At 34.5% G+C, this 13,776-nt stretch carries 12 protein-coding genes; 2 read left to right on the forward strand and 10 right to left on the reverse strand.

The features are described from left to right. Positions 1 to 18 precede the first annotated feature (18 nt). The 9 genes from B7R65_RS10495 to B7R65_RS21300 all read right to left on the reverse strand — a co-directional run bounded on the left by B7R65_RS10495 (position 19) and on the right by B7R65_RS21300 (position 10,936). Positions 19 to 1,167 carry a sugar ABC transporter substrate-binding protein gene (locus B7R65_RS10495; RefSeq protein WP_088042738.1) on the reverse strand — a complete coding sequence of 383 codons (1,149 nt, stop codon included), beginning with the start codon at positions 1,165 to 1,167 and terminating at the stop codon, positions 19 to 21. Positions 1,168 to 1,587: 420 nt separating this feature from the next. Further along, positions 1,588 to 2,934 (reverse strand): GntP family permease, encoded by a 1,347-nt coding sequence (locus B7R65_RS10500; RefSeq protein WP_088042739.1) that lies wholly within the window; start codon positions 2,932 to 2,934, stop codon positions 1,588 to 1,590. Between the two features lie 20 nt (positions 2,935 to 2,954). Then, on the reverse strand, positions 2,955 to 4,502 hold the full coding sequence (gntK, locus tag B7R65_RS10505) for a gluconokinase (protein ID WP_088042740.1): 1,548 nt from the start codon (positions 4,500 to 4,502) through the stop codon (positions 2,955 to 2,957). Next, positions 4,502 to 5,227, reverse strand: a complete 726-nt coding sequence (locus B7R65_RS10510; protein ID WP_088042741.1) for a GntR family transcriptional regulator — start codon at positions 5,225 to 5,227, stop codon at positions 4,502 to 4,504. Before B7R65_RS10510 ends, gntK begins: the two co-directional genes overlap by 1 nt. 319 nt (positions 5,228 to 5,546) lie before the next feature. Beyond that, positions 5,547 to 6,929, reverse strand: a complete 1,383-nt coding sequence (rlmD, locus tag B7R65_RS10515; protein WP_088042742.1) for a 23S rRNA (uracil(1939)-C(5))-methyltransferase RlmD — start codon at positions 6,927 to 6,929, stop codon at positions 5,547 to 5,549. 15 nt (positions 6,930 to 6,944) lie between these two features. Next, positions 6,945 to 7,805 (reverse strand): DNA-3-methyladenine glycosylase family protein, encoded by an 861-nt coding sequence (locus B7R65_RS10520; RefSeq protein WP_088042743.1) that lies wholly within the window; start codon positions 7,803 to 7,805, stop codon positions 6,945 to 6,947. A 200-nt stretch (positions 7,806 to 8,005) separates the two neighbouring features. Then, complete coding sequence (gene pdaA, locus B7R65_RS10525) at positions 8,006 to 8,812, reverse strand: delta-lactam-biosynthetic de-N-acetylase (protein ID WP_088042744.1); 807 nt, start codon at positions 8,810 to 8,812, stop codon at positions 8,006 to 8,008. Between the two features lie 307 nt (positions 8,813 to 9,119). Next, positions 9,120 to 10,640, reverse strand: coding sequence for a fumarate hydratase (locus B7R65_RS10530; RefSeq protein ID WP_088042745.1), 1,521 nt, complete (start codon positions 10,638 to 10,640; stop codon positions 9,120 to 9,122). Positions 10,641 to 10,765: 125 nt separating this feature from the next. Continuing rightward, on the reverse strand, positions 10,766 to 10,936 hold the full coding sequence (locus B7R65_RS21300) for an SE1561 family protein (protein ID WP_088042746.1): 171 nt from the start codon (positions 10,934 to 10,936) through the stop codon (positions 10,766 to 10,768). Between the two features lie 198 nt (positions 10,937 to 11,134). Between B7R65_RS21300 and yfkAB the strand changes: the two genes are divergently transcribed. Together yfkAB and B7R65_RS10545 are read left to right on the forward strand one after the other, a co-directional pair. Continuing rightward, entirely contained in the window at positions 11,135 to 12,256 is a 1,122-nt protein-coding gene (yfkAB, locus tag B7R65_RS10540; RefSeq protein ID WP_088042747.1) for a radical SAM/CxCxxxxC motif protein YfkAB, read from the forward strand. 297 nt (positions 12,257 to 12,553) lie between these two features. Continuing rightward, positions 12,554 to 12,772 (forward strand): hypothetical protein, encoded by a 219-nt coding sequence (locus B7R65_RS10545; RefSeq protein ID WP_088042748.1) that lies wholly within the window; start codon positions 12,554 to 12,556, stop codon positions 12,770 to 12,772. Positions 12,773 to 12,922: 150 nt separating this feature from the next. Here the strand turns inward: B7R65_RS10545 and B7R65_RS10550 are convergent, their stop codons facing one another. Beyond that, positions 12,923 to 13,726 (reverse strand): YfkD family protein, encoded by an 804-nt coding sequence (locus tag B7R65_RS10550; protein WP_373419566.1) that lies wholly within the window; start codon positions 13,724 to 13,726, stop codon positions 12,923 to 12,925. Positions 13,727 to 13,776: the final 50 nt, after the last annotated feature.

The raw sequence follows: 13,776 nt of genomic DNA on the forward strand, positions 1-13,776 counted from the left end.
TAATATATTTTCATCTAATTACTTTAGTCCTGTAAAATCAGAAGCTTGATAGTAACCAGAATCAATTAATGCACTTTGTACGCTGTCATGATCAACAACAATGATGTCAGTTTGTTTTGTTTTGATATCTGCTTTACCATTGTTTGTAACTCCTGAAGCATCAGGTGTTTCATCTTTTAAGATTGATGTAGCAGTAGCAATTGCATCTGTAACTAATGTACGAACATCTTTAAATACAGTCATAGATTGTTTTCCATCGATGATGTACTGTATAGAAGCTTGTTCAGCATCTTGACCAGAAATCACATATGAAGTGATATCTTTGTCTGCCTTATATGTGTCAGCAATAGAACGAGCTGTTCCATCATTTGGAGCAAGGATTAACACATCACCTTTATCTGCTTTTGAAGCTTTTGTTAAGTTAGATGCAGCTAATGTCTTCGCAACGTTGAAATCCCAGTTAGTTGTTACTTGACCAATAATTTTTCCTTCTTCGTCACGAGTTAATTCAGCTTTATCTTTTAATTTAACTGCCTCTGGTGAATTCACAACTTTGAATGTACCATCAGCAATTTTTGGTTGAAGAACACTCCAAGCACCTTGGAAGAATAAGAATGCGTTGTTATCAGTTGCAGCTCCTGCATATAGGTTTAAAGGTTGACCTTTTTCGCCTGAAGCATGATCTACAAGATATTGTGCTTGTGCAGCACCTACAGCAATGCTATCGAACGATACATAGTAATCAACAGCATCAGTACCTGTAATTAAGCGATCGTAAGAGATAACTTTCACTCCAGCAGCTTTTGCAGCTTCAGCTGAAGCAGCAGCAGCAGCGCCGTCTTGAGGACAAATAATTAAAACTTTGATTCCTTTTGCAATTAAAGAATCAACATTTGCTTTCTCTTTAGCAGAGTCCCCTTGTGAGAATAAAATCTGAACTGAATAATCTGTATCTTTTAAAGCATCTTTAAATCGTGTTTCGTCTTGAGTCCAACGTGGCTCATCTTTTGTAGGTAAAACGATACCGATATCAACTTTGCCATCTTTATTTTTCTTACCAACTGAAGAGCTATCATTAGATGTTGAAGAAGAGCCACATCCTGCAGCAGCAAAAGCAAACACCAAAAGAACTGAAAAAATTGCTAAAATCTTTTTTAAACTTTTCAAAACGCTTCCCCCTTATTTTTTCTGATTACGTTTACATATTTAAGGTATCACGGATTTATTTGGAAACGCTTCCCTATTTCCTTCACTCATTTGTCTATTACCTGTACTTATTTAACTTGTTTTAGAAAACGGTTTCATTCCTTTCTATAAAACTAGCATTATTTAGACATTTGGATATATTTATACAGTAATACAAAGATTTAAGTATCTCGACTTTAAAAAAAGTCAGACCTAAATGCGCTTATTTTTAACTTAAAGAAACTTACCTAGAATTTAGGATAGAAAAAAAGAGAGAACATAAAAAGTTCTCTCTTCTTTATTTAAAGATGATTTTTTTAATTCTTTACTTTTATCTAGTTTTTTAAAGCATGCTCCGCCTTGTACACGGATGATTAAAATCCATGCTGCTGCATTTTAACACTATACGAATAAACTTAGTAATAGAATAAATCCTAATCCACTAACCGAAATAATTGTCTCAAGTAATGTCCAAGTTGAGAAAGTTTCTTTCATGCTTAAACCAAAATATTCTTTAAACATCCAGAAACCAGCATCATTAACATGTGATGCAATTAAGCTACCTGCTCCTGTTGCAAGAACAACTAAAGCAAGGTTTACATCGGATGAACCCAACATTGGGATAACTAGACCAGCAGTAGTTAGAGATGCAACTGTTGCAGATCCTAATGAAATACGTAAAATTGCAGCGATGATCCATGCTAGTAAAATCGGTGATAACGAAGTGCCTTTGAATAATTCAGCTACATAGTCACCTACTCCACCATTAATTAATACTTGTTTAAAGGCACCGCCGCCTCCGATGATTAAGAGCATCATACCAATATGTGTAATTGCTGTTGTACAAGAATCCATCACTTCTTTGATTGGAATTTTTCTAGCTAATCCCATTGAATAGATTGCAAATAGTAAGGAAATCACCATTGCTGTGGATGCGTTTCCAATAAAACGGATAATAGCAAGTACATGATTATCTTCAAATCCTACTGTTTCTTGAAGTAAAGTAATAATTGTAGCAATCGCCATTAAAATAACAGGAAGCATAGCAGTAAATACACTGATACCAAATCCTGGTGTTTCTTCTAGTTTAAAAACCTTTTGTTCGCCTAATGAGGCAATATTTCCTGTTTTATTAAATGATTCAGGAACCAATTTTTTAGCAATCTTAGTAAATAAAGGACCTGCGATTATAACAGTCGGAATCGCAATAATTAAACCGTAAAGTAAAACTTCACCTATATTTGCGCCATATTCACCTGCGATTACAGTTGGACCAGGGTGCGGTGGTAAGAAACCGTGCGTTACAGATAAAGCAGCCGCCATTGGTATTCCAAGATACAAAATAGAAACCTTTAATTGTTTTGAAATCGCAAATACGATTGGAATCAATAATACTAATCCTACTTCGAAGAATAAAGCTACTCCGATAATGAATGAAGCTGCAACTACAGCCCACTGAATATTCTTTTCTCCAAATTTGTTAACAAGAGTCATTGCAATACGTTGCGCGCCACCAGAATCCGCGATCAACTTACCAAGCATCGCACCTAGTCCAAAGATTAATGCTAAATGACCAAGTGTTCCACCTAATCCAGCTTCGATTGTGGTGACTATCTCATCTAGTTTCATTCCAAGAGCCAAAGCTACGCCAAACGAGACAATTATTAATGAGATAAACGTGTTTAACTTTAAACCCATGATTAAAATAAGTAATGCTATAATTCCTATTGCTACTATAACCAATGGCATTGATATTTCCCCCCGTATATTTATCTATTTATTTTATTAATTAATCCTCTTTGATAATTTGCAATACGTTTATAATCTTCTTCTAACACTCGCGATAGGTTAATAAAGATAGGCAATAAATGTCTGTACTCTTGTACTGCCTCTTTCTTAGGTACATGCTTGTGGGTACTTCCCACCATTTCAGAAGCTACTTCGAATGATTCTATTTTCCCTGTTGCATAGAGTCCTAAAATACAAGCACCTAGACAAGAACTTTCATAGCTTTCCGGCACGACCACTTCCAAGTCAAAAATATCGGACATCATTTGACGCCATACGTTTGATCTTGCGAACCCACCAGTTGCTTGGATTCGAGTTACTGGTCCTTCCATGCATTCAATTAATGCTAAAAATACTGTATATAAGTTGTAAATAACACCTTCAAGAGCAGCGCGAATCATATGTTCCTTTTTATGCGCCATCGTTAAGCCAAAGAATGAGCCGCGTACGTCAGGATTCCATAATGGTGCACGTTCACCCGCTAGGTAAGGATGAAATAACAATCCATCAGCCCCCGGTCTTACACCTTCAGCTATCTTTGTTAATACTTCATATGGATCAATACCTAGTCTTTTCGCTGTTTCTACCTCTGAAGCTGCAAATTCATCACGTATCCAACGAAAAACCATCCCGCCATTGTTTACTGGTCCACCAATGACCCAATGTTTTTCAGTTAATGCGTAGCAAAATATTCGTCCTTTTTCGTCTGTTTGCGGATGATCAATAATAGTTCGAATCGCCCCACTTGTTCCAATTGTGACCGCAATTTCGCCTTTTTTAATCGCATTCACACCAAGATTGGAAAGTACGCCATCACTTGCACCAATTACAAAGGGAGTTTGTGGATCAATCCCCATTTGTCTAGCCAAATCAGGATTACAGTTGGTAAAAATCTCGGTGGTAGGAACAAGCTTAGATAGTTGCTCAGTTGTGATCCCCGCAATTCGTAAGGCTCCCTCATCCCAATCTAGTGTTTTGAGATTCATCATGCCCATGGCTGAAGCAAGGGAATGATCGACAACGTACTGGTCAAAAAACTTTTTAAATATATATTCTTTAATTCCGATATATTTTTTAGCTTTAGCAGCTATCTCTCGTCGTTCGTTCACAATCCAAGTAATCTTGCTTAAAGGTGACATCGGGTGAATCGGTGTTCCTGTGCGTTTATAGACTTCATGTCCATTTAAATCATCTTTAATTTTATGTGTCCATGATTCACTACGATTATCTGCCCATGTAATACATGGTGTTAGTGGTTGATCATTTTCATCCATGGCAATAAGGCTATGCATCGCACTGCTAAAAGAAATAAACGAAATCTCTTTTTGCGGATGTTGTTTCATGATTTTCGAAATAGCTTGTACCACAGCCGTAAAAATCTCTTCTGGGTCTTGTTCAGCTGTCGAAATATCAGGTGTGTAGAGTGGGTAACCGATATTCTCTTGTTGGAAAACTTCGCCTTTTTCACTAAATAAAACGGCTTTTGTGCTTGTCGTACCGATGTCTAACCCTAACATATAGCTTTTCATTATTCTTGGTCTACTCCTTTAGAAAGCATTTGTTGAGACCTCCAAAGGTCTTCTACTTTTCCTTGTACATCATCAAAGTTTTGATGTAATGATTGAATCATGAGGTCTCTATTTTTTGTATCGATTGCATCAATATAAAGTTGGTGATTCTCAACAATGCGTGGAAAGTCTTCATAGTTTTCCTTGAAACGAACTCGCATGGATAAAAGGACGAATGCTTCCATTACCGGTTTTGCATTATTCCAGATCATCATGATGTAAGAATGACTAATCGCTCGTATAATCGTTTCATGAAATAAAACATCTTGAAATGCAAACTCATCGGCATCTTGGTATTTTATAGCGATTTTCATCATTTCGAGAATTTTACTCAGTTCCTTTACTAATTCATTGGTGTCTAATTTTACCAGCCGTTCAAATACAAACGTTTCGATAAGTAATCGGACATCATAGATTTCTTCTATTTCTTTATCTGTTAATCCAATGACAACTGCACCCATTCTCTCTAAGCGAATCAAATTTTCAGATGCTAAAGTTTTTAATGCTTCCCGAATAGGGGAACGACTCACATCAAAATCGGCAGCCAATTTATTTTCTGATAAGGTGGTACCGCTTTCAATAAGACCTGAAATAATCTGCATTCTTAATTCATATGTTACACGATCACCCGCTGAAGCTTTTGATAGCCATTTTGCAGGATATAAACATTGCTTTGATTCTTTCATTTGTTCACCCTCTTTTTTACTAGTATACTTGTATACAAGTATTATATAATTTATTTCTAAAAATGCAAGCGCTTTATTTCATTGTAAGAATACGTATTTATTATTTCACGATACGTTGTAAAAAAGTCGCTACTAGAAACATAAAAGGCAACTCCCGAAATTGGGTGAGTTGCCTTCTTAAAATCTTGATACAAAAATAGGGAAAAGGCTTGAAGTGACTGCAATCGTCCCTTTTTCCTTTTCCCTACTCGTGCCTTTATCAAAGGTTTATTATGAATCTGTCAAAGCTTTAATTAGTTTGTCAGAAGTTTATTGTTAGTTACACTTTTAAAATAAGTTGCGCCACGCATTCCACATGACTAGTATGTGGGAACATATCGACTGGCTGTAAATACTTCACATCATACGCAGAGCTTAATACTTTTAAATCTCTAGCTAAAGTTGAAGGATTACAAGAAACATAAACCAATTTCTTTGGTTTAATCTTTAAAACTGTGTTTAAAAACTCTTCATCACAGCCTGTTCTAGGTGGATCTGTTACGATCACATCAGGCTTCCAACCTTCCCTTAACCATTTTGGTAATACTAGTTCTGCTTCACCAGCTTCGTAATGAGTATTTGTAAAACCATGACTTAGCGCATTTTGTTTCGCATCAATAATCGCTTCTTTTGTTACGTCCATGCCACGCACTTCTTTAGCATCTTTCGCTATCCACAGTCCAATCGTACCTACACCACAATAAGCATCAACAACTTTTTCTGTTCCAGTTAATGCTGCTGCTTTTTTTACTTCATCATATAGTTTAACTGTTTGTTCAGGATTTAATTGGAAAAATGCTCTTGCTGATAATTCGAATGAAAGATCGCCAAGTTTTTCCTCAATTACTTCTTCTCCAGCTAAATAAACTGTTTCCCTACCAAAAATAACTGAGGTCATTTGATTATTAATATTTTGCATTAGACTTGTTACTTCAGGCATTCTTTTTTGAATCTCGCTAATTAGCTCGTTTTTTTGAGGGAAGTCTTTCGTTCCAGTAACGAGAACTAATTGAATTTGGCCAGTACGTAAACCTACTCGCGCAACAATTGTACGAATAACACCCTTATTTTTACGTTCATTATAAACAGGGATATTAAGACGAGTTAAAATTTTCTTTACTTTACCAGTTACTTTATTTAAATCTTCATGCTGAATTGGGCAGTGACCAATATCCACAACATTATGTGAGTTTTGTGAGTATAATCCAGCGATAATTTTATTTTTTTCAAGTCCAGTTTGAAGCTGACTTTTATTACGATAATTCCATGGATTTTCCATACCAATCGTATCTTTTATGGTTGTTTTTTCTAACAAATCCTTCGCATACTTTTCCATCGCTTGAATAACGATATCTTGTTTATATTGAAGTTGACCTTCATAAGAAGCATGTTGAATTTGGCATCCACCACATTTGTCATAAATTTTACAAGTAGGCTCAACTCGATCTGGGGATGATTTTCGAATACGTTGAATTTTTCCTTCTGCAAATCCATTACGAACATTTGTCACTTCTGCTACTACTTCCTCACCAGGTAATGCTCCTTTAATGAAGACAACTTGACGTTTGAAATATCCTACTCCTTCTCCATTAATTCCAATGCGTTTAATTGTTAAAGGAAAGGATTGTCCTACTTCTAATTTATTTGTTAATTGATTACTCATTTATACAACTCTCCATTATTCTATACTCTTCCAAAGATAAAGAGCAGCGTAGCTTCCAAATGGAGAAACTTGCTCTTTCACATATTCCATTATCTCTTTTGAAGGTTTTCCATCTAAATTTAATAGTTTTTGAAGCGCAATTTGTATTCCTACATCGCCAACAGGGAAGATATCTTTTCTACCTAAACCAAAAAGTAAGAAGTTTTCGACAGTCCACGGACCGACTCCCTTTAGTTTAATCAACTCTTTAGCAATTTCTTCCGAAGAGATTGAACGATATTGATGATGGTTTAATACGCCTTCACTCCAAGCTTTTGCTATTCCGATCATATATTCAGCTTTTCGAGTACTAAGTTGTAAATCTCTTAATTCATCAATTGTTAACGATGAAATCTTTTCAGGTGTAGGAAAAAACCAAGCATTACCAACTCGTTCTCCATACATTCGAACAAATTTTTTCGTTACTTGAATCGCAAATGTACGTTGAATTTGTTGATGAATAATACATGAAATCAAACATGCAAAAGGGTCATTTGAAACGGTAATTGGTGTATGTCCGAATAGATCTATTAGAGGAGCTATAGTAGTTTGTCTTAAATGATGATGTAATTCTTCAAATTGTGTTTCCCACTGTAAGATAGTTGAAATTTCATTGAGGATTTTTGTTTTGTTTTCGTGTTCACTTATGACTTCAAATCGAACCGGATCATCATTTATTTGTTTCACTTTTACAACTGCATGAGTTTCATCAATATAAAGTGGAATACTTAAACGCTTTTCGGCCGAATGGACTGAAAATGTTGGCTCATGTACTAATCTTTTTAATACTTCATCCCATTGATAAGGTGTATTAAGAGATACCTCTTCCTTCCACATACTCCCGTTCCTCCTTACATACTCTGATGTGTATTATAGCACATGGAGTACTAAGGTTGAAATTTCTTGAAAACATAGTCTTCGATTGACAAAATATCTCTGTCATACTGAATTTGAATTTAGCACTTTTTAAGTTAGAATCAATAAATTGCGAAAATCAAAATAAAAACTGTCCTTGTATAATACAAGAACAGTTTTTATTATTTAGGTAGATAAAAATATGGATTAAATCCACTTCTTTCTAACATCAATTCGTCTAAGCTTCTGAAAGTATAGCCTCTTTTATGTAAATCAGTAATAATTGCATCCATAGCTTCAGCATTATCCTTTGAAACAGTATGCATTAATATAACTGCTCCAGGATGAATGAGCTCCATCACATTGTCATGCGCGTATTTCCACCCACGTTGTTGATCTACTTTCCAATCAACATAAGCAAGGGACCAAAAAACATTTTCATACCCTTCACGATTAACGATTGCTAAAGTACGCTCACTAAATACTCCTCTTGCCGGACGGAAATATTTCATATCAGTACGTCCTGTCAATTCTTGATAGGCCATCTTGACCTGTTCTAATTCCTGAACAATTCTTGCATCACCAAGCGTAGTCATATCAGGATGACTCCATGAATGATTTCCTACGATATGACCTTCATCGACCATCCGTTTAACTAATTCTGGATTCGCTTTAATATAATGACCTGTAATAAAGAAAGTTGCATGTACTTTATGTTTTTTCAGTACATCTAAAAATTTAGGAGTATACCCATTTTCATAACCATTATCGAAAGTTAAGTAAATATCCTTTTTTTTCGTATCCCCTAAATAGACTGATCCATTTCGAGAAAGCATTTTATTAAACAACTCACCTGCATCAGGTGGAACTTCATCTTTCGCTCGTACAATTCCCCAATTATGTGGGGCATTGCTATAAGCAAAAGTCGTTCCTGGTAATACGAGTAGAATCGCTATAAGAAATGGGATAATGTATGCCAATTTTTTCAATTCTATCACCTCACTTGAGATTAGTATTTGTAAATATGTTAGAAATATTTAACGAAATGAACTACTTTTTAAATCAAATAGTTTAAAGTACTAAATTTTCATAACACTAAAAAAAATGTTTCTTATTTTCATTATTTTTGTTTGCAAAATATATAAATATTTTTAGCATTCCGCTCCAATCAATACACTGTAATAAAGCCTCCCTAAATCAACAATCTTTTAATAAGGTGCCAAATCATTAGAAAAAGTCACAAAAAAAGCAATGTCATCCATTCAAATGAAATGAATAACATTGCTCATCCTTTTATTAGAATACTTTCTCAGCCATCGTTGCAAGCTTTTGAAGTGAATCTTTATCAACTTCTTTATGCAATGAATTACCATGTGAATCCATTGTAACGACTGCTTTAAAGTCTTCAATTTGCAAGTGCCACATAGCTTCAGGAATTCCAAATTCCAGGAAGTCTACACCTTTTACTTCTTTTATACATTGTGCATAGTATTGTGCTGCTCCACCAATTGCATTTAAGTACACTCCACCGTGCTCTCCTAATGCTTTTAATGTTTTTTCGCCCATACCGCCTTTACCAATTACAGCGCGAATACCAAATTTCTTCATGATATCCCCTTGATATGGCTCCTCACGAATACTTGTTGTTGGACCTGCTGCTTTAATGTGATATTTTTCATCAGCATCCTTTAAAACTACTGGGCCACAGTGATAAATAATTTGACCATTTAAATCTACTGGGCAATCATGGTCTTTTAAATGATGGTGAATTGCGTCACGGCCTGTGTACATCATGCCACTAATTGAAACAACATCTCCAACTTTTAATTCCCGAATTTGTTCTTCTGTAATAGGAGCTACTAATTTTACTTCACGTGGTTTCTCAGTTGTTTCAGACTCATTTGTGAAGCTAATTTCTTCACCATCGCGATAAATCCATTCTGAAATCCCACCAGATTCAGCATTAATTTTCATTCCTAAACGACGAAACGCCCAACAATTATAAGCAACTGAAACAAAGAAACTTGCAGGTAGACGATTGATCACTCCGATTTTACAGCCTAGTAGAGTTGTTTCTCCACCAAAGCCCATCGTTCCCACTCCAAGCTTATTTGCATTTTCTAAAATATAGTCTTCCATTACTCTTAGCTCTTCAATCGGATTAACATCATCTGTTAAACGAAAAAGTTGATCTTTCGCAAGTTCGTAACCACTTGTACGATCTCCACCAACTCCTACACCAATAAAGCCAGCACTACAGCCTTGTCCTTGTGCTTGGTATACGCTGTGTAAAATACACTTACGTATTCCGTCTAGATCACGACCAGCCTTTCCAAGTCCCTCTAATTCACATGGTAGGCTATATTGAATATTTTTATTTTCACAACCGCCACCTTTTAATATTAGGCGGATATCAATATACTCACTTTCATGTTGTTCAAATTTGATAACAGGAGTACCTGGTCCTAAATTATTCCCACTATTTTTTCCAAATAATGAATCAACTGAATTTGGTCGAAGCTTGCTATCTTTAGTCGCTTGTTCCATCGCTGCAAAGATTGCTTTTTTTATTTCAAGCTGGTTAACCCCAACTGGCGTTTTCACTTTAAAAGTTGGCATACCAGTGTCCTGACAAATAGGTGAAACATCACCTTCAGCCATCATGATATTATTTGTAATCGTTTCTAATGCAATCGCACTTCTAGTGCCTGCACTTTCATTTGCTTTCGCTTGTCGAATGGCTTTACGCACATCCTTTGGTAGGTTCGTTGATGTTTCTACAATTAACTGATAAATACTCTCTTGTAACTGTTGCATTACTGCTCCCCCTCAACCCTTTATAAAAAAGACAGAATGTTCCCCTTTTTATTATAATACAATTTTAAATAAACGGTTTAATAAAACGGATTATTCACCATAAAAAAAGCCCATTAAAATGGACTTTATTCAGCACGATTAACTTCGCGACACTTATTTTCTAAGTCATCTAATACTGACAATAATTGATCTAGCTCTTCTAGACTTAATTCTTCCGGTTCTAACGATTCAATTGTCTCCATAACTGTATTAAAACGTTCTTTTATATAGGATAATTGTTCAACTGAATTTGACATAAATCTCTCGCTCCTTCTTAAACACTTATAGGCTTATTATACCCTTTTTAGTCTATATATCGTAGATTTTCGACATTTTTTAAATTTCGGAACGTTATATCTATACAACAATTATGTTTCTTACTTATAATAGTTGAGGAAAAATTAAATTTATCTAATACTTATGGGTGCTTTGAAGTACCCTAAAGGAGTTTTTACATGAAAAGTCTATTACAACAAATAACACCTACATATGATCCTTGGGAAGCATATATGGATGTTGAAGAGTATGGTAAAAACATACTTACAAATGTTGAGTTTACAACAACAACCATTTGTAATATGCGCTGCGAACATTGTGCGGTAGGTTATACACTTCAGCCAAAGGATCCTAATGCCTTACCAATTGAATTAATTTTAAACCGCTTAGAAGAAATCGAGAAGCTTCGTTGTATTAGTATTACTGGTGGGGAGCCAATGCTTTCTAACAAAATGCTTAACGAATATGTTGTTCCTTTATTAAAGTACGCTCATGAACGAGGTGTACGTACTCAAATTAACTCAAATCTTACACTAGATTTTGAACGCTATGAAAAGATTATCCCTTACTTAGATGTCCTACATATTTCACATAACTGGGGAACTGTTGATGAATTTGTTGAAGCTGGTTTTGCGATGATGGAACGTAAACCTACATATGCACAACGAGCAAAATTATTTGATAATATGATCGAAAATAGTCAACGTCTTGCAGAAGCAGGTGTTATGGTATCCGCTGAAACTATGCTAAATAAACGTACATTACCTTATTTAGAAAAAATCCATAAACAAATTGTTAATGAAATGAAATGTCAACGTCATGAAGTTCATCCAATGTACGCAAGTGATTTCGCAAGTAATCTTGAGGTACTATCAAAAGACGAACTTCGTAATGCAATTTCTACATTATTAGATGTTCGCGATGAAAATATTTGGATGCTCTTTGGAACTTTACCATTTTATCCTTGTAGTGATGAAGAAAATGAATTAGAAATCATACAAAGATTATATAATAGCAAAAATGTAACTCTACGAAACGACCCGGATGGACGATCACGATTAAACGTAAATATATTTGATGGAAGTATTATTGTAACTGATTTTGGCGATGTTCCACACCTTGGGAATATAAAAGATAACACACTTCAATATGCATACGACAAATGGATGGAATCTAAAACAGCAAAAGAATTGAGCTGTCACTGTCCTGCTGTAAAATGTTTAGGACCTAATATACTAGTTAAAAATAGCTATTATCCTACGACTGATTTTACGACTAAAAATACAAAGCTTACTTTCTAAAATAAAATAATCTATTTTAAAACATCTCAAATTGTTAGACGTAAAGCCTAATAATGCGAGGTGTTTTGTTTTTTTACAATTTTTACATTTTTATGTAATATTTTTAATAAAATGTGAAAAAAAGCACTGTTTTAACTTGTCGAATGAATGTAAAATAGCATAAATAGTGTAGAAATATGTATTAAGCACATTGGCATCTTTGATTATCTTCTACTATTTCTAAATCAGTCACCAACAGATCTTGCATACATTTCACTTATTAATATACTAATATTTTTATAATTGAGGTGGCAATTAATGCATTCAAATCAAACCTCACCTAAGACTGACACAGTAGATAGAAGACATTTTTTAAAAACATTATCATTATTCCTTATCGGTTTCACAATCGTAACTCCATTTCATAATCCTTTTCATTCTGTAAAAGTAATGGCAAAGGAAAAAAAGAGTGGAATTACTTGGGGACAACTAGAAAATCTAACTTGGGAACAAATCCAAAATCTAAATCAAAAATAAAAGAATGCCTCTTAACAAGATGGCATTCTTTTTTAATTTTTCTACTATGCATTTCTAAAACGACCGAAATGAAAGATCAAACCTATCATAAAGTAAGTTTGTTCTTATGGATTTTACTATTTATTTATTGAAAATTTTTCAAAAGAAACACTATCTTGGATGCACTGATGTCACATAGCCAAATGATACGTAATCTTGTACTGGGATCCATGCTCCAATTCCTTGAGAAATGACATTTTTTACTTGTAATGATTTCTTATTGCCTTTTAAAATTAGATAGACTTCTCCAAAAGTAACTTTTCCTTTTTCATTTACTGCTGGTGCATAAGTATATAAGTAGCCAAGTCTCTTCGGCGGTACATTATAAACTCTTTCATTTTTAGTCCCTGCACCTATGACCGTTTGAAATGCCAATGGTAATGTTGTTTTTTCTGAGGCATCATGCATCATTAAATTTATTACGTCATCTGCATCTCTTACTTTTGATGTTAAACCACCACGAATGATGAGTTGTGAATTTTGATAGTATTTTACTTGTTTATAATTTTTTTCTCCTCGGTTATCGAGAAAGTTAGTATTTACCTTTTTATATTGCCAATTTATTGTTGTTTCATTTGATTCGTAATTTAAAGGCCATACACCTAGAAAAATCTTTGCATTATAACCAACTGCAAATGGTGCTTTTCCAACTGAAGACTCATTAAACATGCGAATTAAATTGGGATTTTCAATTTTAACATTCGATGAATCTAGTAATTGCTTTGCTAATTCACCTGGTTGCAATTCTGGTAAATCTTGAGATGGATTTGGATACGTATTTTCTTTTGATACATTTGAAGCAAAACCTGGAACTCTTAGATCAGATTTTGCAGCAAAAGATTTTTGTGAATTAGTTAAAGAAATTGATAAGAAAACTATATTTAAAAGTATGAATGATTTCATCCATTTAAACATGTACATGCTCCTTTCGTAAATAAGGAAATTATTTATTCTTAGCATGAACA

The organism is Bacillus sp. EAC, from assembly GCF_002156875.1.
Lineage (GTDB): Bacteria > Bacillota > Bacilli > Bacillales > Bacillaceae_G > Gottfriedia.